The sequence below is a fragment of the Chryseobacterium viscerum genome (genome assembly GCF_002899945.2).
In the GTDB taxonomy this organism is placed as follows: domain Bacteria; phylum Bacteroidota; class Bacteroidia; order Flavobacteriales; family Weeksellaceae; genus Chryseobacterium; species Chryseobacterium viscerum.
The window spans coordinates 240883-266280 of the sequence record NZ_PPEG02000008.1; the positions used below are offsets into that span (position 1 = coordinate 240883).

The 25398-nt window shown below is 36.0% G+C and carries 26 protein-coding genes, 1 tRNA gene and 1 riboswitch; of the genes, 6 read left to right on the forward strand and 21 right to left on the reverse strand.

What is annotated here, in order from left to right:
* Positions 1 to 56 precede the first annotated feature (56 nt).
* The 4 genes from C1634_RS19200 to C1634_RS19215 all read right to left on the reverse strand — a co-directional run bounded on the left by C1634_RS19200 (position 57) and on the right by C1634_RS19215 (position 2360).
* Positions 57 to 668, reverse strand: coding sequence for a methyltransferase family protein (locus C1634_RS19200; RefSeq protein ID WP_228410115.1), 612 nt, complete (start codon positions 666 to 668; stop codon positions 57 to 59).
* A 291-nt stretch (positions 669 to 959) separates the two neighbouring features.
* Positions 960 to 1331 (reverse strand): DUF2255 family protein, encoded by a 372-nt coding sequence (locus C1634_RS19205; RefSeq protein ID WP_109738966.1) that lies wholly within the window; start codon positions 1329 to 1331, stop codon positions 960 to 962.
* 108 nt (positions 1332 to 1439) lie between these two features.
* Positions 1440 to 1766, reverse strand: a complete 327-nt coding sequence (locus C1634_RS19210; RefSeq protein WP_109738967.1) for a LytR/AlgR family response regulator transcription factor — start codon at positions 1764 to 1766, stop codon at positions 1440 to 1442.
* 21 nt (positions 1767 to 1787) lie between these two features.
* On the reverse strand, positions 1788 to 2360 hold the full coding sequence (locus C1634_RS19215) for a C40 family peptidase (protein WP_109738968.1): 573 nt from the start codon (positions 2358 to 2360) through the stop codon (positions 1788 to 1790).
* Between the two features lie 153 nt (positions 2361 to 2513).
* On the opposite strand from C1634_RS19215, the gene C1634_RS19220 reads away from it, so the two are divergent.
* Positions 2514 to 3152, forward strand: a complete 639-nt coding sequence (locus C1634_RS19220; RefSeq protein WP_109738969.1) for a hypothetical protein — start codon at positions 2514 to 2516, stop codon at positions 3150 to 3152.
* Positions 3153 to 3188: 36 nt separating this feature from the next.
* Here C1634_RS19220 and C1634_RS19225 read toward each other — a convergent pair whose 3' ends face one another.
* Positions 3189 to 3557 (reverse strand): hypothetical protein, encoded by a 369-nt coding sequence (locus C1634_RS19225; RefSeq protein WP_109739013.1) that lies wholly within the window; start codon positions 3555 to 3557, stop codon positions 3189 to 3191.
* A gap of 387 nt (positions 3558 to 3944) precedes the next feature.
* Between C1634_RS19225 and C1634_RS19230 the strand changes: the two genes are divergently transcribed.
* Complete coding sequence (locus tag C1634_RS19230) at positions 3945 to 4628, forward strand: hypothetical protein (protein ID WP_103234923.1); 684 nt, start codon at positions 3945 to 3947, stop codon at positions 4626 to 4628.
* 152 nt (positions 4629 to 4780) lie between these two features.
* Here the strand turns inward: C1634_RS19230 and arr are convergent, their stop codons facing one another.
* The 4 genes from arr to C1634_RS19250 form a co-directional block, all read right to left on the reverse strand.
* The gene (arr, locus tag C1634_RS26540) at positions 4781 to 5194 is read right to left on the reverse strand and encodes an NAD(+)--rifampin ADP-ribosyltransferase (protein ID WP_394337109.1); all 414 of its coding nucleotides are present in this window, start codon (positions 5192 to 5194) and stop codon (positions 4781 to 4783) included.
* A 424-nt stretch (positions 5195 to 5618) separates the two neighbouring features.
* On the reverse strand, positions 5619 to 6434 hold the full coding sequence (locus tag C1634_RS19240) for a hypothetical protein (RefSeq protein ID WP_103234922.1): 816 nt from the start codon (positions 6432 to 6434) through the stop codon (positions 5619 to 5621).
* A 40-nt stretch (positions 6435 to 6474) separates the two neighbouring features.
* Positions 6475 to 7269 (reverse strand): hypothetical protein, encoded by a 795-nt coding sequence (locus C1634_RS19245; RefSeq protein ID WP_103234921.1) that lies wholly within the window; start codon positions 7267 to 7269, stop codon positions 6475 to 6477.
* Positions 7270 to 7312: 43 nt separating this feature from the next.
* Complete coding sequence (locus tag C1634_RS19250) at positions 7313 to 8104, reverse strand: hypothetical protein (protein WP_103234920.1); 792 nt, start codon at positions 8102 to 8104, stop codon at positions 7313 to 7315.
* Between the two features lie 306 nt (positions 8105 to 8410).
* Here C1634_RS19250 and C1634_RS19255 point away from each other — a divergent pair.
* Positions 8411 to 8484, forward strand: a tRNA-Ala gene (locus C1634_RS19255).
* A gap of 154 nt (positions 8485 to 8638) precedes the next feature.
* Here C1634_RS19255 and C1634_RS19260 read toward each other — a convergent pair.
* From C1634_RS19260 to C1634_RS19275, 4 genes are all read right to left on the reverse strand, one after another.
* On the reverse strand, positions 8639 to 9517 hold the full coding sequence (locus C1634_RS19260; protein WP_109738971.1) for a glycerophosphodiester phosphodiesterase family protein: 879 nt from the start codon (positions 9515 to 9517) through the stop codon (positions 8639 to 8641).
* Positions 9518 to 9533: 16 nt separating this feature from the next.
* Positions 9534 to 10937: a RagB/SusD family nutrient uptake outer membrane protein gene (locus C1634_RS19265; RefSeq protein ID WP_103234692.1), complete on the reverse strand. Its 1404-nt coding sequence runs from the start codon at positions 10935 to 10937 to the stop codon at positions 9534 to 9536.
* A 4-nt stretch (positions 10938 to 10941) separates the two neighbouring features.
* On the reverse strand, positions 10942 to 14166 hold the full coding sequence (locus tag C1634_RS19270) for a SusC/RagA family TonB-linked outer membrane protein (protein ID WP_109738972.1): 3225 nt from the start codon (positions 14164 to 14166) through the stop codon (positions 10942 to 10944).
* Between the two features lie 71 nt (positions 14167 to 14237).
* Positions 14238 to 15050 (reverse strand): FecR family protein, encoded by an 813-nt coding sequence (locus C1634_RS19275; protein ID WP_103234695.1) that lies wholly within the window; start codon positions 15048 to 15050, stop codon positions 14238 to 14240.
* A 244-nt stretch (positions 15051 to 15294) separates the two neighbouring features.
* Between C1634_RS19275 and C1634_RS19280 the strand changes: the two genes are divergently transcribed.
* Positions 15295 to 15915 carry a GIY-YIG nuclease family protein gene (locus C1634_RS19280; RefSeq protein WP_103234696.1) on the forward strand — a complete coding sequence of 207 codons (621 nt, stop codon included), beginning with the start codon at positions 15295 to 15297 and terminating at the stop codon, positions 15913 to 15915.
* 129 nt (positions 15916 to 16044) lie between these two features.
* On the opposite strand, the gene C1634_RS19285 is transcribed toward C1634_RS19280, so the two are convergent.
* From C1634_RS19285 to pnuC, 3 genes are all read right to left on the reverse strand, one after another.
* Positions 16045 to 16539, reverse strand: coding sequence for an RNA polymerase sigma factor (locus C1634_RS19285; RefSeq protein ID WP_109738973.1), 495 nt, complete (start codon positions 16537 to 16539; stop codon positions 16045 to 16047).
* Positions 16540 to 16683: 144 nt separating this feature from the next.
* Positions 16684 to 17715 (reverse strand): acyl-CoA dehydrogenase family protein, encoded by a 1032-nt coding sequence (locus tag C1634_RS19290; protein WP_109738974.1) that lies wholly within the window; start codon positions 17713 to 17715, stop codon positions 16684 to 16686.
* Positions 17702 to 18298: a nicotinamide riboside transporter PnuC gene (pnuC, locus tag C1634_RS19295; RefSeq protein ID WP_103235457.1), complete on the reverse strand. Its 597-nt coding sequence runs from the start codon at positions 18296 to 18298 to the stop codon at positions 17702 to 17704. The genes C1634_RS19290 and pnuC overlap by 14 nt, the downstream gene beginning before the upstream one ends.
* 25 nt (positions 18299 to 18323) lie before the next feature.
* A riboswitch (TPP riboswitch) is annotated at positions 18324 to 18432 on the reverse strand.
* Positions 18433 to 18544: 112 nt separating this feature from the next.
* On the opposite strand from pnuC, the gene C1634_RS19300 reads away from it, so the two are divergent.
* Both C1634_RS19300 and C1634_RS19305 read left to right on the forward strand, forming a co-directional pair.
* Complete coding sequence (locus tag C1634_RS19300) at positions 18545 to 19135, forward strand: hypothetical protein (protein ID WP_103235458.1); 591 nt, start codon at positions 18545 to 18547, stop codon at positions 19133 to 19135.
* A gap of 65 nt (positions 19136 to 19200) precedes the next feature.
* Positions 19201 to 19506 (forward strand): hypothetical protein, encoded by a 306-nt coding sequence (locus tag C1634_RS19305; protein ID WP_103235459.1) that lies wholly within the window; start codon positions 19201 to 19203, stop codon positions 19504 to 19506.
* Between the two features lie 89 nt (positions 19507 to 19595).
* Here C1634_RS19305 and C1634_RS19310 read toward each other — a convergent pair whose 3' ends face one another.
* The 5 genes from C1634_RS19310 to C1634_RS19330 are packed head-to-tail and all read right to left on the reverse strand — an operon-like array spanning position 19596 to position 25397.
* Positions 19596 to 19967, reverse strand: a complete 372-nt coding sequence (locus C1634_RS19310; protein WP_109738975.1) for a response regulator — start codon at positions 19965 to 19967, stop codon at positions 19596 to 19598.
* 28 nt (positions 19968 to 19995) lie between these two features.
* Positions 19996 to 20565, reverse strand: a complete 570-nt coding sequence (locus C1634_RS19315) for a chemotaxis protein CheB (protein WP_103235042.1) — start codon at positions 20563 to 20565, stop codon at positions 19996 to 19998.
* Positions 20566 to 20573: 8 nt separating this feature from the next.
* On the reverse strand, positions 20574 to 21407 hold the full coding sequence (locus tag C1634_RS19320; RefSeq protein ID WP_109738976.1) for a CheR family methyltransferase: 834 nt from the start codon (positions 21405 to 21407) through the stop codon (positions 20574 to 20576).
* Complete coding sequence (locus C1634_RS19325) at positions 21408 to 21773, reverse strand: response regulator (protein WP_185145148.1); 366 nt, start codon at positions 21771 to 21773, stop codon at positions 21408 to 21410.
* Between the two features lie 15 nt (positions 21774 to 21788).
* Complete coding sequence (locus C1634_RS19330) at positions 21789 to 25397, reverse strand: response regulator (RefSeq protein ID WP_109738977.1); 3609 nt, start codon at positions 25395 to 25397, stop codon at positions 21789 to 21791.
* Between the last annotated feature and the right edge of the window lies 1 nt (position 25398).

Sequence of the window (25398 nt, forward strand, 5' to 3'; positions counted from 1 at the left end):
TTATACTGCCCAAAGATACAAAAAAGTTCAGCAAAACAGTTTTTAACATGCTGCTTTTAATAAAGGTTCAACATACGCTTAACCCTCTTTTTATAGGCCTGGTAGATTTCTCCGTGCTGTTTCAGCAAATACTCTTCTTCAAGCCGGATCTGAATTTGCATCAAAATACTCCCAATCAGCAGGAAAGCAAAAACAATGACGGTTGGAACAACAAAGAAAAAACCAATCAGGCTTATAGTCATTCCTAAAAATATAGGGTTTCTTGAAAAACGGAATAGTCCGTGAGTGATCAGCTCCGTTTTTATTTCGCGGTCAATCCCGATACGCCACGATTCTTTCATTTGCAGCTGAGCAATACATACCCAAATAAAAGCGAAAATCAATAAAACGAATCCTGTATATTTAAAAATATCATCTTCCATATGATTGATTTTAAAAGCAAGGAAAATATCTTCAGGAAAAAATAAAAGAAGCATTACATATACCAGCAATGCCAGCAGAATCAGTTTAAAGTACAATCCTACCAATGCATAGGCAGAGCCGTCTTTTGGGAGAACGTTAGGATTTTTACCAATCTGTTGTGCTACTTTATAACTTATTCCTAAAAAGGAAACAATAAAGAAAAGAATGAAGTATAAGGGAATAAAGAATCTAATGAAATCGGTCATAGTAAAATTGTTTTTGACAAATTTCATCAGATTTATGATGCAATGCTATTGCAATGAAAAGGGGTTTATTTTAATTACAGAAATTTTTCAATTGGAAACCTAAGAATTCCCATCCTTTGGAGGGGTGGCGAAAATTCAAAGAATTTTTGACAGGGTGGTTAAAGAATGTGATAAAATAAGTTTCGGCTAAAGCCAATTTGATCGTTTTTTCTTTTATTAAACGGGCCTATTGAATATTTTGTACATTATAATCTCGCAGATTGAGGAGATTACGCAGATTTTTTAATCTCTTTAATCCAAAATAATAAACTCTATTGTTTTTGCAACATGCTTTTCCTGAACAATTCCTTGTGAATATTGGATATTATGACCCGTATTGTATTTATTCAAATAGGCCTGATTAATTTCTTCGGTAAGGTCATTGATATCTTCAGGAATGGCTGCTTTTATAGTATGAATGGTTTCGCCACATAGGATTTCTCCTGTTGAATCTTTTAAAAAAGTATTATACCAGCTTCTTTCGGCGAGCCCCCACGATCTTGCAAATATTCTATTTTGAACAACAACCATCCAGATTTCAAGAAAATCCGGTCTTTGCAGGCCTGCTTTTATTCCGATAATATTGTTGTTTTTAATGTAATCTAATGCGCTGTCTTTATTCATGAGCTTAATTTTTGGTAAAACTAGGATAAGAAAACAGAAAGGAAAACTTTTTTATGTAGAGGATCAGAAATACGATTTGGATGAATGTTTTCCTGATGTTGATTGGCTTTAAAGCATCATTTTACTGAGAGTGGTATGAAGACATTCTTTGTAGCTTTTGGCAACTGTAATTTTTAAGTCACCACATATCAACCGATTATCTTCAAAAGACGCAATATTCGTTAAATTGACAATGTATGAATTGTGAACGCGCATGAATTCATCCGGCAGCGTTTCAATCAGATCTTTAAGTGTTTTGTAATAAATAAATCTTTTATGATCTATGGTATGAATTTCCACATAGTTGCCTAGCCCCTTGATGACATTGATATCTTTGAAGAAAAGCTTGATCAGTTTTTTATCCGATTTAATAAAAGCAAATGTCCGGTTTTCCATAGCGGCGATTGTAAATAGAGCTTATAAAACCCTTTGAGCGTGAAGGTACGCCTTATTCCAGTATTTCTCGTTCAGGGATGAAATCATGACGCCTTTTGAAGTAGAAGCATGAATGAATCTTACCTCTCCATCCGAACCGATATCATGAACAATGCCTACATGGGATACTCTGCTTCCTCCAGCGGTAGCAAAAAATAACAAATCTCCAGGCTTTACGTCTCTGATATCAATATTCTTTCCGGCTTCAGCCTGGTCAGAAGATCTTCTGGGAAGGTTAAAATCGTTTTCTTCAAATACTTTTACAGTAAACCCGGAACAGTCAAATCCTGATGATGTATTTCCTCCGAATTTGTAAGGAGTTCCAATGTATTTCTCAGCATCTTTAAGAATATCATTGATAGACCTGGATACATTACCATTAAATTTTGAATCCAGTTTTCTGAGGTTCTCAGATTTCGCGACTGTTTTGGTCCCTGACTTCTTATTGTTGGAAGCACTTTTCGATGATCCGCAGGAAACCACAAAAGCAGATGTAATCAGCAAAACAGACAACTGCTTTATTTTTATTCTTTGTGTAAATAATCCCAATCCCATACTCCTCTGATTTATACTTATTTAACTAATTCTTCACAAATATACATTTTATATTTTAATTACGATATAACTATACTACAACTATATTATAAATATATGTTAAAAATTTGATTTTCATTATTTATTGGTATATTTGATCTCTATTTTGAAGATATGGCAACATATGAAAGTGTAATCAAAATCACAGGGGCTGTAGGCGACCTGGTATTTTATAATCTGAATGGCAAAAATGTGGTTCGGAAAAAAAGCGGATTCAATAAAACGGCTTTTAAAAAAAGTGCGTCGTATGAGAAAGTCCGCCAAAACAGTTCGGAATTCGGGCACTGTTCAAAAATTGGAAAGATTATAAGAAACAGTCTTGCAGGGTATATAAAAGAAGCAGGAGATCCCCTCCTCTACCAGAAGTTTGCCAAGCTGATGACCGCAATCAAAGATTTAGATGTAGTTTCCGAAAGAGGAAAACGAACTGTTGAAAATGGATTAAAAACTGAAGAAGGAAGAAAACTTCTAAGAGGATTCCAGCTGGGCACCATTCAGAATGTTTCGGAATGTATCAGCATTCAAAATAATATCCTATATAAGGATGATCATTGTAATGTGAATACAGCAGTTGTTTTAACAATAAAATTAGATTCTGAGAATTATAGTACTGAATATACTGAAGAAGTAGTGAATTTTGATAAGCAGCAGAAAGGCTCTTTTAAAAAGTATTTTTCAGATGATGATCTTCTCCTCTATTTTGCAGCATTGAAGAATGAGAATAATACAATTACCCATATGGGGTTTGTTTAAATAAAAAAGTCTGCAGAATCTGCAGACTTTCTTGTTTTATTTCTTTTCTCCTTTCCAGGTTCCTGCTCTTGCAGGAGTAGGAATTGAGTTGGACCAGTTTCCGTTACCTTTTTTATCCGTAGTTAAAGTTCCTTTGAAATCTCCTTGTGAAGGAAGTCCTACTCTTGCGTTAAGATCTCCTGTTTCACTTAAATTTCCGGAAATATTATAGTTTTCATTATTAACATCGGAATGCATTGTACCTACCACTTTACCACTTTTGTCTACCACAATGTTCCATACTCCTTTATCATTTCCTTCATAAGAACCAGACCATGTTCCTACATAATCATAAATGGTATCATCATTGGAGCTGCAGCCGATAAATAAAAACGCCGTTAATAAAAGTAAAAAAAGTTTCTTCATAGTTTCAGTAGTTTTATAACCTAAAATCCTGTTATTCTCTATATACTCCATCCTAAAGGTTTTGTCACAGAGAATACTGTTTAATATTTATTATTTTTTTGTTCCGTGCAAATCTACTAATTTTTTTTATTCAAATTATCTGAATTTTAATTAGTCCCCAATATGTTTATTAAAAATCAACATATTTTGGCTAAAATACAAATATTTTTCAAACAAATATAGGGTATATCATTTTTGAGTTATCTTAAATAAGATCGTTAAAAAATTAGATTTATCCATTCAATATATGTTTACCATTACTTTATTCTATTATTTAAAGCAATTTTAATTTCTATTTTACATATATTTCTTACCTTAGTGAAAAATTTAACCTTTTCAAAAAATAACATGAAAACAAAAACATTCTTTTTGGCAGCAATTGCTTTATGTGGTACCTTAAAAGCGCAGGTAGGGATTAACACAACCACTCCATCACATACGCTGGATGTCAATGGTCTGGTAAGGGTAAGAGGTCTTTCAAATGCTGAAAAAAAAATTGTTGCGGCTGATGATCAGGGAGTTTTGATCCTTATTTCTCCGGAAGAAATTTTTGCTCCGAAGGCACTATTAAACACTTCTATGTCAGCCACCGATCAAAGACTGACCATTTATGAAGGAAAATGCTTTCAACCTATTGATAATGCTTCTTCCTGCACGGTTTCTATAAATCATTACACGTCTTGTGCCGGATTTTCCAATCCTGTGGATACCCAAATTATTGTAGGCCAGGGAATCAATACCGGAAACGGACAGTTCCTGGGCACATGGACAGCCCGATATGTAGATAATAAAGGATTCGCTGGTGCAGCTCCAGTTGCCAACCAAACAGCACCAGATTATCCAAGAATTTCTTATCCAAGTACTAATACCGTAAACTATTTAGGGAGTGGAAACTTCGCCGGTCAATGCAATACAGATCTGGTAACAACAATTAACCAGACTACAGGAGATATAAAAATAGAGTCTGTAAAACGAAGTATGTATGCACACCTTGTATACCTTATCAATATTGCCCGTTCCAGATCTTTATAATACTTGATATTTTATTTCAAAAAAAGAACAGCCACAATGAAATATTGCGGCTGTTTTTATTAAAAGGGAAAACCCTCTTTTCAGAGGGCCCAAGTCTGTAAAAGGATTTATCCGGTACTTTATGAGCATAATCAAATATGGTCATTACAATACTAATTCAGAATCTCTCCTTTGCTATTATCTAATTTTTCACGGAATTTTTGAAGGTCTTCAGAAGATGGCTTCACCCATTCCGTAATTTCCCCAATGATTTTCAGAGGCATTTCGGAGCGATAAGAACGAGTGGGATTTCCGGGAAACTTCTTATCTGTAACATTGGGATCATTTTCAAAATTTCCTGTTGGCTCCACCCTATATACGCGCTCTGTTCCATCACCTTTTGCCAGTGCCGCAGCCAGTCCTGCTCCATGGGTTAAAGCTGTGAAATAAATATGATTCATTTTTAACTCCGATTTATAGTTAGAATTTCCGCCAGCTGTCAGCAAATCTCCAATATGCAAATCAGCTTTTGTTCCATGGTAAAAAGGACCTTTATCAGATGGATGATTTTTAAGCAATAATGCCAGTTCAGCATTCTTTTTTGATTTTTCTGTATCTCCTACATCATTATAACCTTTGGAAATATTCTGGTAAAGAGAAGGCAGGGCACTTTTAACGGTATCATCATTTATTTTTAAAGCAAATTCTAAAGAGATTTCAAGCCATTTTAACCGATCAGCAGCCATTTTCTGATGACGTGATACATAATGAGCTGCCAAAAATTTTTCATGGTCATTCGAAGATTCTTCCCAGGCTTGCAAAAATAATCTGTCTGCTTCTTCAGACATTCCTTTGTCTTCAAAGTTCATCCCTTGCAGGCAAAGCTTGATCACAGGATTAAAAGGAGAAAATTCCATGTTTTATTTTTTTCCAAATCTAGTTTATTCTATTGAAATTCCCAGGGTTATAGAAAAATGTAACTATTTAAATTTTGTAGATTTTACAACTCCTCTATTTGATTGGTGTTGCTCTTATATTAATAGCATCACGATTACCTGAGCCAAACGTTAGTCTAAAAGCAGTTCCGCTTGCGCCGGCACCATTTACTGTAAGCGTATAATTTCCCGGAGGTAAAGTTAAAGTAGACCGTGGGACAAGATAAAAATTACCGGTTGCAATAAAAGTTGCAAAACTATTGATGTAGGTTAATGAAGATAATCCGAATACACTATTGGTTGGGATACCGGCAGGTGCAGCAGTAAACGAGTAATAAAGACTGCACAGTTTTACGACATTATCTGTTATTCCAGCTCCGGCAGCCCCCTGAGCAATGCCTGAGTTGGTGAAAACCACAGAAATATTAGAATTAAATTCTACTAAAGAAGGTTTGCTTAGAGTAAATGATAGGGTCGCCAAATTAATAGTAGATATGGAACCACTGGTTGTAGCTGCCGGAACATCTAAAATTGTTGCAGCAAGTGCATCTCCGTTTATTGTACCTCCAGAAAACATTGTTTTTTCAAACCATGCGGCTGTTCTCAGCCATTGGCTCCCGTCATTGTAATATTCTCCCGGATAGACAGGGCTTGCTGCTACAGAATTATTTGTTGCAGTATTGTATACAGTCATTCCGGCAACATGAGCTGAAAGGGGTGACGGATTATTGGTTGCTGTAAGGGCCACTCTGGGAAGTAATAAGCCCTTATTGGTGCTGCTTACATCCAGCATTGCATTGCTGTTGGGTGAAGCAAGGCCTATTCCCACTTGTGCTGCTGCTGGAGATGAAACACCTAGAAAAATAATTAATAGAAGAAATAAATTTTTCATTAGTTCGGTTTTAGTCAATTTATATTCAGTATTTTCCTTTTTATTTTGTTGGAGTAGCTTTAATCTGAGCTAGATCACGCACACCCGATCCATAAGTGACTCTAAAGGCAGTAGCACCAGAGGCTGATCCGTTTAAATTAACAACATAATTTCCCGCTGGCAATTGAAGTACAGCATGAGGGGCTGTATAAAGATTACCCGTAATGGTGGTTATATTAGCCGTAGTGGTATTCATATAAGTCATTGTACTGTCTCCAAATGGAGCATTAACAGCTATTCCGCTTGGTGCTGAAGTGAAGATAAAATTTACAGTAACTAATTTTACAGATGAATCACCTACCGGGACACTGCTGTCACCATTCGCAGTAAAAGACATGGATATATTTCCTCCGAATTCTACACTCGAAGGCCTGTCCAGAGTAAAAGAAAATGTAGCTAAAGTAGTATTCACAGGACTAGCTGCCGGAACATCAACAGGAATAGATGAAAGTAAATCTGCAATAGTACCTCCCGCTATCATTCTCACATCACTTGAAGCCGAATTTCTCTGCCATTGAGTTCCATCATTATAATATTCACCGGGATATACCGGATTGGCAGCAACAGAAATATTGGTCGCTATATTGTATACTGTCATTCCGGCTACATGACTTGTAAGTGGTGCCGGGTTATTAGTAGATATCAATGCTACTCTAGGCAATAAAAAACCTTTATTAGTACTTGCGATATCCAATTGTGCATTGGCATTTGGATTCGACAATCCTATACCTACCTGAGCATGTGTAAATAAAAAGCAAACCATGAATATTGGAATGGTATATTTATTTATTTTCATTTTTTTGATTTTTAAATGGTGTTAAAATACAATGGTTTCCTAGTTACCGTAATGGAGTTGCTTTAATCTGAATCATATCATGAGTTCCTCCTCCATATCCAATTCTGAAAGCGGTCCCACTTAAAGCAGAGCCTCTTAAATTCAAAACATAGCTGCCCACAGGTAGGGTAACTACTCCATATGGATTAAGGTAAACATCTCCTGTAGCTGTTCCGGCAGCCGAAAACGAATTGGTATAGGAGGAAGAATGATCACCAAAAAAAGCTGTTGTAGATACTCCGGCAGGAGCTGTTGTAAACTGAAAGTTGATTGTACATAATTTTACAGCTCCATCTGATAACGGAGTTGTATTGCTCCCGGAAGCTGTATACCGGGTAGAAACATTAGCACTGAATTCTACAGTTGAAGGTCTGTCTAACACAAAAGAAATAGTACTTAGTACTGTATTCGATGCGGTTTCGGCAGCAGCATCTGCTGTGATCAATGAAATAGGATCACTTATACTTCCCCCGGTAATTACTCTGGCATCATTCCACGTAGATTTCCTTACCCATTGAGTACCATCATTATAATATTGTCCCGGGTATACAGGATTGGAAGCCACGGAAGTATTAGTCGCTGTATTATAGACAATCATTCCGGCAACATGGGCAGAAAGAGGAGATGCACTATTGGTAGAAACAAGAGCAATCCTTGGAAGTAATACCCCTTTATTCGTACTGGTTACATCCACCATGGCATTGGCATTGGGAGAAGGTGTGCCGATTCCGATTTGGGCTTTTATCATGGAAAAGCCAGCCAATAAAAAAGGAACCATAAAATTCACTGTTTTCATTTCTGTATAATTGCATTAGTTTTTATAAACAAAAAATATCTTTGAAAATATTTACGAGTTAAATATTTATTCGGTTTTTATTTTGATAAAAAAAATGAAAAAAAAATCTATGAAGTCGTAGGAGGTCCAGATATAAACAACTTAAAGCAAAAAATGATAAGTTTCTTTCTCAATTGATCTTCCAAAATTGAATAAGAAACTCAGGTTATAAAAAATGATCATTTATTTTGAGAAATAATATATAAAACATTTGCATATATCAATTAAATACTTACTTTTGTACCACTCAAAAATTGAGGAAAACATGGGGGATTGGCGCAGTTGGCTAGCGCGTTTGACTGGCAGTCAAAAGGTCACGGGTTCGAATCCCGTATTCTCCACTGAAAGCATGTAAGACATATGCTAAAAATTTAAAAACCCCTGCAAAATTTAAATGTTGCAGGGGTTTTTTGATAATGAAATTTTAAAGCTTTCTCCTCCAACCTCTTATTCAATAATAAAGAGTAAAAATTGGAGATTCCAGTGATTTAATTCTTAGTAATAAAGCTTATTCTTCTTCAAATAATTAATCAGCTCTTTTGGGCGGTCGGTCTGAATAATATTGACTCCTTTATTAATATACCAATCATACACATTAGGATGGTCCAACACCAGATCATCATTATTTCCGGCATTATGATGAGGCCACAATGAATTTACCCAGATTTTAACCTTCTTTTCTCTCAGTTTTTTAAAATCAATCAGATTCTTTTCCGTTGTTCCTATCGTAAATTCAAAACCATAAATTTTATAGTTATTGATATATTCTGAGATCTTTTTCAGATCTTCATCTTTACCCAATTGAATAATCGGCATATAATGAATATCATTTTTGATATCACCATATTTTTGGTTGAATTCCGTGTAAGATTCGTGTCCTTTAAACAAGATCTGATCGAGCATATTTCGTTTTTTCACCAAAGGATATACCTGCTTTATATAATCAAAACCTTTATCCAGATTCAGAAGAATTTTTCCATCCGAGATCTCTAAAATCTCCTGTAATGTGGGAACATTCATTTGGGTTTCTACTCCCAAACCATCTCTCAGATGCAGTTTTTTGATTTCGGCTAATGTAAAATCCGAGGGTTTCCCTTTTCCGGTAGTCGTTCTGTCTATGGTGTTGTCGTGCATCAGGATCAATACGCTGTCTTTGGTCATGGCAAGGTCTATTTCAGCCATATCAACTCCCTTTTCAATTGCCTTTTTTACTGCCCATACAGAGTTTTCCGGAGCTTCTCTCCAATCACCGCGATGAGCAACTACCATTACTTTACTATCAGGAAAATCAGAAAGTGAAACTTTCTTTTGTTGAGCAATGAACAAAGAAGAGAAAATCAGAAGAAATAATTGTAATAATTTATTGTTTAGCATAATTTTAATTTTTTAATTAATATCCGGGATTTTGTTTAATAGCAGGATCTGTATTGATCTGTCCCTGCGGAACCGGCATCAGAAGATGATATGGTTTGATCTGTGCAGTACTGTATCCTGCATTATTATTAAAATGAGCCGTCATCACCGAAATAGCCTTTCCAGTTCTCAGGAGATCAAACCAACGATGCCCCTCTCCTACAAATTCAAGTCTTCTTTCGCGGTCTATTTCATTAAGCAGCGCATCTTTTGTTGAAAGGTTTACAGCAGCAATTCCTGCTCTGTTTTTAATTTTATTTACATATAGATTCGCATTGGCAAAATCATTTTGTTCAGCAAAGCACTCTGCCATCATCAGAAAAACATCGGCTAATCTCAGAACCACAAAATTGCTTCCTCCATCGGCAATGGTATTCGAGGTTTTTACTAATTTTTTACTGAAAGGAATTCCGTTTGAAGTCAGCCCGATATATGCAGAACGTCTTGTATCTCCAGCCGAATAAAAATTATAGACTTCTTTGGTTGGAAGATTATGACCTTTCGCCCCTGAAACCGATCCGGACGGGCTGAACATCTGAAATGCGGTGCTTCCTTCCGAATTTCCGTTCAATCCTGAAGCAAACTGTACATCAAAAATAATTTCAGCATTATTTTTATTCGTGACATCAAAAATTTTATTGACATCGGTCAAAAGCTGATACCCTAAAGATTCAACCTGATTTAAATAAGTCAATGATTCAGCAAATTTCTTTTGTGTTAAAAGTACTTTACCCAAAATTCCCAAAGCAGCTCCTTTTGTCACTCTCCCCTTTTGCGTTGTGGTGGTCGGCAAAAGATCGATGGCTTCTTTCAAATCTTTTTCTACAGCAGAATATACCTCTGCAACAGGAGTTCTTGGCTGCCCGAAATAATCATTCACATTCGTAGTTTCTTTTAAAACCAACGGAACATCGCCAAAAATTCTCACCAGATTAAAATACATCAATGCTCTCAGAAATTTCATTTCGCCGATCCTTGTATTCTTCAGTGCATCAGTCATATCAGGAATTTTCCCAATTCTCGTCAGAATAATATTGGCCTGCTGAATGCCAACATAATTATCCTTCCATGCACTTGCAATAAGACTGTTATTAGGCTGAATCGTGAAAAAATCCAGCTCACCATACGTAAAAGCATCATTGGCAGGAACCTCATCATAGGTATTATCTGAAGGCAATTCTCCCAAAGCCGGCATTGCCAGCTGATACTGTCCCGTGTACTGAAGTGCTCCATACACCGAAATAATACCCTGCTCAATTTCTGAAGAATTAGTATAGAATTGGGATGATACTTTCTGCGCTTCAGGATTTACATTCAAAAGATCAGACGAACAAGAACACATCACTGAAAGACTGAATATTGTAATGAATATTTTTTTCATGATTTTAAAATTTAAGGTTAAAGCCTACAGAATAAATTTTAGCTACCGGATAATAAGCCTGATCAAAACCCTGCGTAAGAACATTATCTGAAGTAGCATCGATATTCATTCCTTTGTATTTTGACAGGGTAAAAAGATTGTTTCCTACCAGATAGATCTGGGCATTTTCCAACCCGATATTTTCAAGCATAGATTTTGGGAAATTAAAAGCCAGGCGAAGTGATCTCAATCTCACATAATCTGCATTTTTAAAGTACAAATTAGAAGTTCTGGCTTCTTTTCTGTTGTTGGAGAAGTTCATATTCGGCATTCCAAAAAAGCCATCTGGATTGGTTACTGCATTATAGCGGTTGTCAAAATAATACTGCGAAGCCATTCCGAAGCCTTCTCCTGATTCTAAAGTGGTTACCGCGTCCGCATTGTAGATCTTTTTACCAATTTCGCTGTACAATGAGAAACTCAGTTCAAAAAGTCCATACCTGAAATTATTATTAAAACCTAGAATATACTTTGGAACACCACTTCCGAAGCTTCTTTTATCATTCACATCTATTTTTCCATCACCATTAAGATCTTCCATGATATAATCTCCTACCATCGTCCCGGTAATGTGGGGTGAATTGTTGATCTCTTCCTGAGTTTTATAAATTCCCAGGATATTGTAACCGTACATTTCACCAATCGAGCCGCCTACTTTTGTGACAGAGAAATTATTTTCTCCGGTAATAATCTGGTTCTGCCCGTTTGCCAGAGCCAAAACTTCATTTTTGTTGGTTGAAAAATTAAAACTTCCCGAATACGTAAAGTCTGTAGCGATATTGAAAGTCTTTGAAGCAATCTGTAATTCGAAACCGGAGTTTTTGATCTTCCCAATATTTTGAAGGGATGTACTGAAACCGGACTGTTGCGGAACGGGAACATCCAACAGCAAACCATCCCTGTTCAGAATATAATAATCTGCAGAAATGTTCAGTATATTTTTAAACAGAGAAAAATCGATCCCGAAATTGTTTGATCTGGACTTTTCCCAGGAAATATTAGGATTAGGAGCCGTTGCGGTTGTGTAACCGGGTATTAAAGATCCTCCAAAGTTATAATTATCAGGATTCATTAGTGAAAGAGCCCCGAAATTAGGAATCTGATTGTTTCCGTTGCTTCCAAGGCTATATCTGAGTTTCAAATCGGTTACGATATTATTTTCAGGAAAGAAATTTTCATTACTGATGGTCCAACCTGCTGAAAATGCATAGAAATCTCCCCATTTGGAGTTTTTCCCGAAACGTGAAGAACCATCCCTACGATAAGAAGCCATCAGATTATACTTATTATCGAACGTATAATTAACCCTGGTAAAATAAGACATCAACCGCCATTTGTATTGAGTTAATGTATTTTTAAATGAAGTTCCGCCAGCAATATTTCGGATGCTGTTATCAGGAAATGCAGTGGCTTCAGTTAAAAGCTGGGTATTATCTTCCTGCTGAAAAGACTGTCCCGCAATGGCATCCACTCTATGAGAACCCCACTTTTTATCAAATGAAAGTAAGTTTTCAATTAAATAATTTTTGCGGATATATTCTGTTCTGTTGGCAAAAGTAACGTCCGGAGCTGCTGCTCTATAAGCTCCCACTGTAGAAGGGTCGAAGAAATTATATTCGTAATTGGTATAGTCTCCGCCTATGGACAATCTGTACTTCAAACCTTTCAACACTTCAAGTTCGGTGAAGATATTTCCGAATGTTTTAAATAAAGTATATTTTCTGTTCGTCATTTCCTGAACGGCAACAGGGTTTTCTACCAAGGCTCCATCAGTAGCCGTATTTCCTAGGATCTGTTGGGAAATGGCAAGACTTCCGTCATCATTATAGGATTTAAAAAATGGATACATTGCCGTAGCCATCTGCAAAGGATTGTAGCTTCTCGAATTTTCTGCAGCATTGATGGTTCCCGTTGCATAAGACGGCGTCATGGTTACTCCTACTTTCCATTTATCTGTAAGCTCTGTAGAAAGATTAATACTGGTGGAGAATTTCTCATAATCTGTCCCGATCACCAATCCTTTTTGCTTAAAATAGCTCATTGTAAAAGCGTATTTACTTTTATCGCTTCCTCCGGTAATATTCAGTGAAGTCTGGCTGATAGGTGCTGGTTTCATCACGGTATTCAGCCAATCGGTATCTGTGAGTCCCGGTTGTTTTGCCAGATAAGGAGCCAAATAATCAGGAATCAATTCTCTTAAAGAAGCCCCTTTGCTTATTCTTGTCGCATTATTATCGGAAACGCTTCTGTTGCTGCCTTTAGAAAGGTAATTATTATCTCTGGCTTCTTTCAGAAAAGTAGCCATATCATAAGCGTTGACCAATTTCACATTATCGCTTCTCATCTGCATTCCGTAATAGGAATCGAAAGAAACAGCCATTCTTCCCTTCTTTCCCTGCTTAGTTTCAATAATGATTACTCCATTGGCTCCTCTGGAACCATAAATTGCGGCAGAAGCGGCATCTTTTAAGATATCAATTTTGGCAATGGAATTAGGGTCAATCGCATTCAGATTGGAACCTTCGGTTAAAGGAAGTCCGTCTACAACGATCAAAGGATTGGAGCCTGCGGTTAAAGTTCCGATCCCTCTTACTCTTATTGAGGGCGAACTTCCCGGACTTGCATTCGCCTGAGTAATCTGAACTCCGGTTGCCTTTCCTGCGATAATGTCTCCAAAATTACTGGAAGCAACCCCTTTCATCTGCTTCTCGTCAATAGAAGAAATAGAACCCGAATTGTTTTTCTTACTCTGCTTCCCATAACCGACCAAAACAACCTCATCAATGTTTTTTTCTCTGGATTTTGCAGTGTCTTTAATTGGATTCAAATACTCTCCAGACTGCTGAGCGTTGGTTCTCTGAATTTTTGCAATTGCTTTGGAATTGAGACGAACTGTTACTGTTTTTTGATCTACATTAAAATCCAGGCCGACATTTTTCTTCAGATAATCTAAAGATGCTGACAGCGATTGATAGTTGACCTGAGATTCATCTACCTGGATATCTTTCAGGTCTGAAACCGAATAAAAGAATTTTACGTCATGCTCTTTTGAAAGTTTTTCAAAAATTTTAATTAAAGGCGTTTTCCGTTGATTGACGGACTGTTGAAAACATTTGTTAGCCTCTGCGAAGGAAAACTGTGGCGCGCACAAAAGACCCAACAACATCATGCTAATTGTTGTTTTTTTCATAGCTTTGCTGAAATTAGTTGTTATTTGACTGATTTATATTCAATGCATCGGTAACCCCAATTACTGGTGCATTATTTTTCTAAAATGATATGATTTTCTGATTCTTTTCTTGTTTTCAGATTAAAAGGAAACCCTATTGTTTTAATCACTTTACCCAGATCCCCTGTAATGTCTCCATCTATAATATTCTCTTTATAATGCTGAGGATAGGTTATAGAAATATTGTAGGTCTTCTCCAATTGGGAAATCGCCTGCCCGAATTTCATTTCATTAAAATCAAATGTTCTTACAACATCCTGATCGTAGAAATGTTTTTCAGTTCCGTCTTTATCAGCAAGCCAGGTTTCTTTGGGTAAAAGGAATGTGGTATGCCCTTTATAATCTATTTTCACTTTTCCTTCTTTCAGATAGACTTTTTTATCTTCAGACCTCTGATCAAGCAAAAATCTGGTTCCTAACACTTTTACTTTAAATCCATTGGCATCAATGATAAACGGCAGCGCTTTATTTTTAGCAACACTGAAAAATGCTTTTCCTTTAAAAGCAACATTTCTGGTTTTCTTTCCGAAATTTTCAGTCAGTTTCAGTTCGCTTTCCGGTTCCAATGTAATGATACTTCCGTCGGAGAGTGTAAATTCTTTTTGAATCTTTTCTGTTCTGAAAACCATTTGCTGATGGCCTGAAGAGTTCATTTCATTTCCATTAAAAAACAAAGTCATCACGGTGAATAAAGGCAAAAGAACGGCAGCAGCCCATAAAATTCGTTTTGTATTATTTCTGGATTTTATTTTACTTTCAAGTCCGTTCCATATTCGCTGATCTGCCGAATCCTTCATTTTCCGATTTTCGTCTTTGACCGATTTCCATTGATTTTCGAAATCCATACTCTCCTATTTGATCTTTAATAGAGAATACGCAGGAAGTGTACAATCGTCAACCTAAGTTTTTTTGATTTAATGATTTGTTCATATTGGTTGATGTTGGGTTAAAATTGGAAATTGATTTATTCAGAAACAAAACAATGACAATCAATAAACTATAATATAACTCAGCTTTTTGTAGAATATATTTTACACCTTAGGAATATGTATATTTGTGATTAGAAAACTTATAAAAACTATACAAACCATGAATCAAGAAACAAAAGATTTTTTTGAAAAACATAAAATTTTAGAAAAAGAAATCATTGATGCAAAAGGACAAACTATGTATCAACTTAAAGATTTTATGAAATCACAAAATAAGTTATTTGCTTACAATACTACCGCCTGCAAACAAGGTCATACAATTAGGGATAGAAATGGGCATTGTATTGTATGTAAAACAGCTTCAATTACATTTTTAAGAAGATCCTTAGAGACAGGTAATATTTATATTGCAGGAAGTATTGCAAAAGAATATATAAAAATAGGAATGTCAACCATTCCTCTTGATCATAGATTTAGTAGACTTAACTCTCGAAGAGTTGGTAATACTAATGATTGGGTATTAATTAAAAGTATAAAATGTGATTTTGTAAATAAACATGAACTTGCAATACATCAGTTATTAAGAAAATATAAAATTGATGGTGATAAATATGGTGATACAGAATCAACAGAAATTTTTAGATGCAGCTATGAAAAGGCAAATACAACTTTAGAACAGTATTTTAAAGAAAATAATATTGAAAAAATTGAAACAAAAACATTTCTATATAATCCGGAAAAATATAGCTTTAGAAATCTAATTAATCAAAAAAATCAGTAACCTATTCTCTAATATTGATGATTTAAATTATACAAAGTATCAGCACTGGCATCATAAAATATATCCAATCAAACAGAGATCTGGATTGGGGACTTAATACAAATATGATATCAATATAAACTAAAGAATCTAAAAGAAAAAATTCAAATTCGCTCTCAGAAACTTCAACACCCTATTAACATGCTTTTCAACGGCTGTTTTGGAAATATCATTTTCCTGAGCAATTGTAAAAAGGCTGAGATTTTGTATTTTATTTTTGATGAAAAAATCACGGCTTCTTTCAGGAACTTGCTCTAAAAGACTTTCTATCTTTTTTAGCTGATCTTCCTGCTGGGTCTGTTTTTCTATTTCTGAGATTTCTTCATCTTGGCTTTCCGGGAAATTTTCAAGAGGAACGAAGATCATTTTTCTTTTGCGGTAGAAATTGGAGATTTCCTGTTTGGCAGATTTAAAGATGAGCGCTTCAATTTCTGAAGGTGAATGGGTTTTGGATAGGTATTTCCAGACGTGCATAAAAATATCCTGAACAATTTCTTCAATATCCTCTTCTTCTGAAAGGTATTTTGCCACAAAAAAATACACCCTGTGCTTATAACCGGAATATATTTCTTTAAAATGATCCATCTTTTAAAACGTCTTTGAACTCAAAACAATGATGCAAAAGTATCCAAAAGCTATGTCAATCATATTAACGTTATATTAAGTTTAAATTCCTGACTATATTGAGCTGAAAGCAGCTTACATTGCAATCATTACTAAAGATTTATTTCAAAAAGATACATTTAAATCATCGATTGAAGGTCTGAAATTGGAATGCATCGCCGCCGTAAAATAATCACAGAACACCTGATACACTGCAGAATCTGTATCTGTTGCCCGGATTCCCAGCTGTGTATATATCCTAAGTATCTGATGGGATAATTGCTGAACCAGCTCTACCCCATAGCTATGAATTTCGTTTTGTTGATCTGCCGGAATTGCCTTGTTATTACTAAGCGCAGTTTCAACATTTCTGGAAATACTTAATACTTTTTCCAAATGCTTTTCAATGGACTCTGCAAAACTTTTGAAATTGATCTGAGGACGAATAGATTCTGCTTCTTCAATAAAATGAGAAGCGATCCCCAGATAATTGACCAAAAGTGTCAAATCAGCAAAAACCCGAAACGGAATGCTGTCCAGAATATCATTCGTGAAAAAAGTATCATAAACAAAACTGTAGTCCTCGCTTACCAGAACATTTTTAATGGTAAAAGAATAGGTCCCGCTGGCTTTCATTCCCATAGATTTCCAATTGGGGATAATTACAGCCTGTTCTTTCGGAACGATGAACGAGCGAATAATATCATTACCGTCATCATCCGTTATTGGTTTCCCATTTTCTGTAATGCTGGCATTGAGTGTAAAGTGGGTCAGATGGGGTGCGCCTGTTGCAAAATTCCATAATCCATTAATAAAGTACGTGTTATTACTTTGTTTTTCGGCGGTTCCGCCAACCATTCCGCTTCCCCCAAAACACGTTTTAGAATGGGTGAACAGTAATTGAGCCACTTCAGGATTGATATTTCTGGAAAAATAATTGGCCCCGGCACAAAGTGTCAGCATCCAGCCAAAGCTTCCATCGGTTTCAGCCCAGTCAAATAATGCTTTAAGTCCTTCTCCAAAGCGATACCCTAAGCCGCCATATTTTTTTGGCACCCAGATTTTAAGCCATCCTTCTTCGTGAATATGCTGTATCACCTTTTCAGAAATTCTAGAGGCTCCATGAAGTTCTTTTCTGATGTCTTTAGTACTGAGCATGAGCTTTGGATTTAATGAGTTTCTGCCATTCCAGATATCCGGAAATGGCTACTAAAAACAAAAATGATGTCAAAACAGCGTAGAGATATAATTCTTTATGAATCATTAAGGGGATGGAAATAATATTACTAACGTTCAGTATCACCCAGTTTTCAATTTTTCGTCTTGCCATGAGCCACATTCCTGCCCATGCGAAAGCACTTACCAAAGAATCCCAAATGGGAACATCTGAGTCGGTGAAATGGGTGAGAAAGAACCAGAATAAGCTAAAGGTTCCCAGGACAATTCCTCCGGTAATCCATTTTTCCGCAGTTGAGGTAAAAGAGATTTCCATTTCAGATTTTTGCTTCCCGAATTTCCAATACAACCATCCATAGATGCTCATGACCAAATAATAAAGGTTTAATGTAAATTCAGCATACAGTTTTGATGTAAGCATCACATACAAAGTAAGCAGAATACCGGCAATTCCGAAAAGATAGTTGTTTACATTGTTTTTGCGGGCCAGTAAAACCTGGATTATCGAAAATAAGACCCCAAACCATTCCGGTAAGGTAATTTGTTTTAAAATGTCCTGCATCATATTAATCTTTAGAAATCAAATGATGAGATGATAAATAAGCAATCCCTACGCTGGTATTATCCAGATCAGGTGTGGAAGTACATTCCTGGGTATCATCTCAGCCACTGTTACCTGCGGCACCCCATTGTTGGGGCAAAGGTGCAGCTTTTTTCCGTAAAAAGAAAGCAACATGGGAAAATAATAATCTTCATTGATTATCAATAATTTTTATATTTGTCAAACAATACACTATAGAAACTGTAAACCATGAACTTCTTCAAAAAGATTTTTTCAAAAAATAAAAATACAGCCCATCAACCGTCTGAAAATCCTAGAATCGATGGAATATATACAGATGAATATTTTAACAACAGATATACTGAAGATCAGATTTTATCAGATGATGTTCTGGTTGACAGCTCTTTCAAAATGTTAAATAGTTTTTTCATCGATAATAAAATAATACCGGCTATAGAAAATCCTATCTACCACTCCAGCAATATAGATAAAGCCGTTACTGAAGAGCCTGGGTTTTACCAGTATTGTAAATCATTTGATCAGGATGACAAACAAATTGGCCTGATGTTAACGGTAGCATTTTCCTACTATATGGTCAATGAATTAGGCTTTAAACTATACAGAGACAAAACCCCGGAATATCCTTTAAGATTCATGACTCTGAAGTATAACAATAATGGGGGTGTTATTTCTTTATATCCATTCGAATATTCATTGAAGGTTCTAAATGGAGAAGCATCATTCAATGATCTTTTGGAAAAAATTAATAAGAATCTGGAAAATATTCCCACTGCAGAGGACTTTATCGCTCATTTTAAAAGTAATCTATCTCAAGAATAAAGTTTGTATTTGTTAAACTATATGTTTTCATTTTACACGGTATAAAATTTGTATTTTAAAGTGTAATGACAACAGTTATGGATGAAACTAAAATATTAAATCCAATAACAGATAAATATCTGATTGATGAGTATTTCAATTTAACCGTAAGGCAAGAATTAAATATTGATATTGATCTTAGCTTTGAGTATATGATTGCACAAAACATCATTTCAAAAAAAACAATTCTGGTCAAAACATTCTCAGATTTTATCATGGGTAACCCGGAACTTTATAATTTATTACACTCTTTGATTTATAAGGTGAACACCTATTCTTTAACAAAAGCCCAGATCATCAGTGCATTGGAAATTCTCAGAAAAAACCAATAAGATCATTCTATTTTACATAAAAAAATCTCTCAAAATTTTGAGAGATTTTCATTTTCCAGTCATCGGCTAAAGACCAAAATATCTGGTATTTATACCTGTTCTTTTATATGTTTTGCCACCTTTTCCTCAAGGTCATCGAGATTAAAAGGTTTTGATACATAATCATCTGCCTGAGCTTCTGATGCCAAAGCAACAATATCATTATTTGCGGTAACATAGATTACCGGAATATGCTTAAATTCTTCAGTGCTTTTGAGAAGTTTTGTTGCTTCCACTCCTCCGATTCTTGGAATCCAGTTATCCATAAGAATAACATCAGGCTTATATTCTTCTACTTTCTCAAGAATATCATGTGATGTTTCTGAGATTTTGACCTCATAGCCATTTTCTTCAAATATGATGGTGATCACTTCTAAAATAGCCGTATCATCATCAAAAATTAAAATTTTCTTTTTATTCATATTATTTAGATTATTCTATTCAGAAATATTACAATTGATTGATGTAATCTGCTAAACTATCAGGTCTGATAATTAAATCATAATCAATCTTTTCTATAGCATGTCTGGGCATATATTCTACCTCTGCTGTTTCAGGATCCTGAATCCAGACCTGCCCTTTGTTTTTTTTAATATAGCTCAGTCCTTCCACTCCATCCGCATTGGCTCCTGATAAAAGTATCCCGATCATATTTTCTTCATAAATTTCAGCTGCTGACCTGAAGGTGACATCTATTGAAGGACGGGAATAGTTCATCTTTTCTGAGCTGTCCAATGACATATTTTTCTTATCTTCAAACAACAAATGATAATCCGCAGGAACAATATATAGGGTACGATTACGGATTTCGGTTTTATCTTCAACTTCTATAACGGATATCTTCGTAAACTGCTGCAACAGGGTTCGTAAAACATCTCCTGATTGAGCTTTACGGTGAACGACCAGAACAATAGGAATATTCACATCAGCATCAAGATTTTTAACCATCTCAATAATAACCTGTAAACTTCCTGCTGATCCTCCGATGACAATCAATTCTATGTTCGTTTGTAATTTCATGGCAGTTGTTATAAATGGTGATCAAGTTTTTTCCATATTTTCTGGTCTTCGACCTGATGATAATTCTTGTCAATAGTAGAAAACCTAAGCGTTTCTTTGGCTCCCAGAGCGAGAAAACCCAGATTCTCGAGACTGTTGTCAAAAAGACGGAATACTCTTTCCTGCAGTTCTCTTTCAAAATAGATAAGGACATTTCTGCATATAATCAGCTGGAAACTGTTAAAAGAGCTGTCTGACACCAGATTATGGGTAGATAAAATCAGTTTTTCCTGTAAGCTTTTATCAAATCTTACGCTATCATAGTTCGCAGTATAGTAGTCGGAAAAATCTTTTACCCCACCTGAAAGCATATAATTTTCGGAATACAGTTTCATCTGCTGCAAAGGGAAAACACCGGTTCTTGCAGTTTCCAGAACAGAAGGATTCAGATCAGTACCATAAATCAGGCATTTATGATAAAGACCAGCTTCTTTCAACAGAATCGCTATAGAATAAGCTTCTTCTCCAGTTGAGCAGCCCGCAATCCAGATTCTGATCAAAGGATAGGTGCCTAACTGCGGTAATATCTTTTCCCGCAATGTTTTAAAAAAAGAAGGATCTCTGAACATTTCTGTAACGTTTACAGTCACTTCTTCCACAAAGCGTTTCAAATATTCCGGATCATTCATAATGGTATATCTAAGCTCTGCAAAGCTGGTAAACCTGTCCAACAGGCATATCCGGTTTACCCTTCTTTTAAACGAAGCCTTGCTATAGCCAGAAAAGTCGTAGCCATACGTCTCATAGACATCATTGATCAGATATTCTACTTCCTGATCTTTTATGATACTTGGTTCCAGCATCTATAAAAGTTTTTCTATTGCTGTTATTAAAAGATCTACATCAATGGGCTTTGAGACATAATCATCAGCTCCTACCTCTATACATTTCTGACGGTCTTCAGGCATCGCCTGTGCAGTCACTGCAATGACAGGAATATCCTTGATCTCTGGGGTACGTCTTATCATTCTGACCGCTTCATATCCATCTATTCCCGGCATCATCATATCCATAAGAACAGCAGAAAACTTGTTGTCTGACATTAGAATATCAAAAGCTTCCTGAGCCATTGTACTGGTCTCAACGGCATATCCACGGGCCTTAAGAGTGAGTTTCAATGCAAATATATTACGTGGATCATCATCCACAATTAAAATTTTCTTATTCATCAGAATTTTATCTGTTTAACTTTCATATAACCAAACGCGAAGGAGAGATAATAACTGATCTATATCTACAGGTTTTGAGATATAATCTGAAGCTCCGGCGGTAATACATTTTTCACGTTCTCCAATCATAGATTTGGCAGTAATAGCTATAATAGGCAGCCTTTTGAATACGGGCATTTTTCTGATCTCCCTGATGGTTTCATATCCATCCATTTCAGGCATCATCATATCCATTAAAATAACATCTACATCAGGATTCTGCTGAAGCTGCTGAAGGGCATGCTTCCCATCCATGGCTACAATTACATCTACTTTATATTTTTCCAGGGCTTTTGTTAAAGAGAAGATATTTCGTACATCATCATCTGTGATGAGCACTTTTTTTCCGCTCAATACTTCTGTTAAAGATCCCAGGGCTCTGCTTACTGTGTTTTCAGATGCATTGTTTTTTTCTTCCACCAAATGTAAGAATAAACCTACCTCATCTAAAATTCTTTGATAGGAATGTGCCGTTTTTACGACAATAGAATCTGCATACTGCTTTATTTTCAGTTCTTCTTCCTTCGATAAATTATGCTCTGTAAAAATAATGATAGGAAGGTTCTCCAGCCCTTCATAACTTTTGATTGATTCTATTACGTGGTATTCGTTTCCTTTTGAGTTCCCAATATCCAGAATAACGCAGTCAACAAGATCAGAAGTCAATGCTTTTACACTATCTTCCACATTGTGTTCTACGGACAAAGAAATATTAAAATTGCTCAAGAAATAGGATAATGCACTGGCATGTTTGGCATTCTCTTCAACGATGAGAACTTTCTGAGGCCCTTTCTCTAATGCATCTTCTATTTTTCTGAATACATCTGTCATTTTATCCAGTGCTACCGGCTTATTGATAAAATCAACGGCACCTTTCATAAGACTTTCTTTTTGAAGATGCAGAACAGACATCATGTGGACCGGAATATGTTTGGTAACAGAATCTGATTTTAACTCATCCATTACTTCCCAGCCATCTTTTACAGGAAGTTGAACATCCAGTAAAATTGCATGTGGACGGTACTGCTGAGCTGCTGACAAACCGTGGTCTCCTCTTACCACAACAATACCTTTGTAATTTTGTAAATGGGCAAACTTTAACAACGCTTTTGCAAAATTAACATCATCTTCTATAATCAAAATAACCTTGTCTCCCTGCTTAATATGATCTCTGTCGTCTGCTACCTCTTCAGGAATATCCAATATGTTCAGCTGAACCACTGGTCTTTCGCCCTCATCGAGAATATTCTGAATTTCTTCAACGTCTTCACGTATAATCTCTACCAGATCCTGATCTGTTTCAGAATGAACAATTTCAGTGACAGCGTGTACAGGAATGACAAAACTAAACTCACTCCCTTTGTTCAATTCACTTTGCAGAAGCAGCTCTCCTCCCAGAAGTCTTGCAATTTCACGGCTTATTGAAAGTCCTAAGCCAGTACCTCCAAATTTCCTTTTGGTAGATCCATCAGCCTGCTGGAATGCTTCAAAGATAATTTTTTGCTTTTCCTCTGCGATCCCAACACCGGTATCTTTTACTAAGAATATAATAAAATCTGGTTTTTCAGAATGTTTTCTGATATGTAAATCAATGCTTCCTTTTGTTGTAAATTTTAAAGCATTAGACAATAAATTTCTCAATACCTGATCGATTCGGAGACGGTCACTTTCAATAACGGCCTGCACATTTTGATCGATCTGAATATTAAATGGAAGAGCTTTCTCCTGAAATACGGGATTGAAAAGGCTCTTTAAATCTGTTACCACTTCTTCTATGATCACATCCTGATATTCCAGGGTCATTTTACCGGATTCTATTTTCGCTAAATCCAGAATTTCATCGATCAGAGTTAATAAACTTGTCCCCGAGCTTTGAATCACTTTTGCGGATTCCACCTGATCTTCGTTGAGGTTTTCATCCGGATTTTCTGCCATCAACCTTGACAGAAGAAGAATAGAATTCAGAGGGGTACGCAATTCATGGGACATATTGGCCAGGAATTCGGACTTATATTTTGTACTTAAGGCCAGCTCCTCTACTTTTTTCTGAATTTCGTTATTACGCTCCGCAATCAAATGATTTTTTTCTTCCAATAATCTTGAACGTTCTTCGAGTTCAGCATTTGCCTGCATCAGTTCTTCCTGCTGTACTTTCAATTCCTCTTCTGAAGCCTGTAGCTTTTGTGTTTGTGCTTCCAGTTCAGTATTCAGATTTTCCAGTTCAGAATGCTGAACCTGTAATTCTTCAGACTGTGCCTGAGTTTCTTCCAATAGCTGCTGTTCTTTTTCTCTTCCTTTTGCAGCATTCAGTGCAATTCCTATATTGACAGCGCATTCTTTAAAATAGCTGATTCTGTCTTCATCAAAGTTAGAAGTTGAACCCAGCTCCAAAACTCCAATTGCATGTCCATCTGCAAAAATAGGAATCAGTATAATTCCGTATATTTTAATAGTGCTGCTGGCAAAGGTTACTACAAAATCATCTTCATGTAAGTTATTATAAACCTTAGTTTTAGAATTAATAAAGGCTTGTCCCACCATTCCTTCTCCGGGTTCAAAAGTCTTTTTCATATTAGCTTCCAGCCCGAATGCTTTATTAAGCTTTAGGATCCCTTCGTCATACAGATATAATGAACCATTGATACAGTTCCCATATTCAATCAATTGTTTTAACGCTTTATTGGAAACTTCTTCTACGGACTTATTTCCTACCAGGGATTCATTCAACAAGGCAAGACCTTTCTGCCGCCAGTCACTTTTATTAATTTTATCAAAAGAGACTTTAAGAGATTCTGTCATATGATTAAGAGAATCTACAAGATCTCCCAGATCGTCCTGTGCATTATCTATAACCTTTTCATTGTAATCGCCATTGGCAACTCTATTTGCAATTTTTTGAATGGCACTTACACGCCGTGTCATTTCCTGATCTTTTTCCTTAAGCATTTTTTCCAGCTTATCTCTTCGAATAAGATCCGCTCTCATTTTGATATAGAAAAATATCGTCACTACTATTGCGGCCAACGCAGAAAAAATAATAAAAAGAACAGTGGTACTGGATGAACGGTTTAAGTCTTTGTTTTTAATTTCCAGCTGGCTTTCTTCATATTGTACAAAATCATTTACCGTTTTCCGGCACTGATCCATATATGCTTTACCCGTAACGATCTGCTGCTGGGTCATTATGATGCCTCTGCGTCTATTTTCAACCAATTGCTTCAGATTCTCCATCACCTGATTAACTGCTGTTTTTAAGCCAGCAAGTCTTTCCAATTGATTTTGATCCTGAATTCCTAATGATTCTGCACGTATCAAAGCTTTAGGATATTCTCTAAGACCACGTTTGTATGGCTCCAGAAAATCCTCTCTTCCGGTCAGCTGATACCCTCTGTTCCCTGTTTCGGCATCCAGTAATGCTACCAGCACATCTTTCACGGCTGTCACAGAACGTCTGCTTTTGGAAAGACTTTCGCGATGATTCATCTGATTCTGGATACTCCAATATGAAGCCAGTGAACTTGCTATTAAAATCAAAAGGGAAAGACCTACTCCAAACTGAAGATTTCTTATAATTTTTTTCGGCATG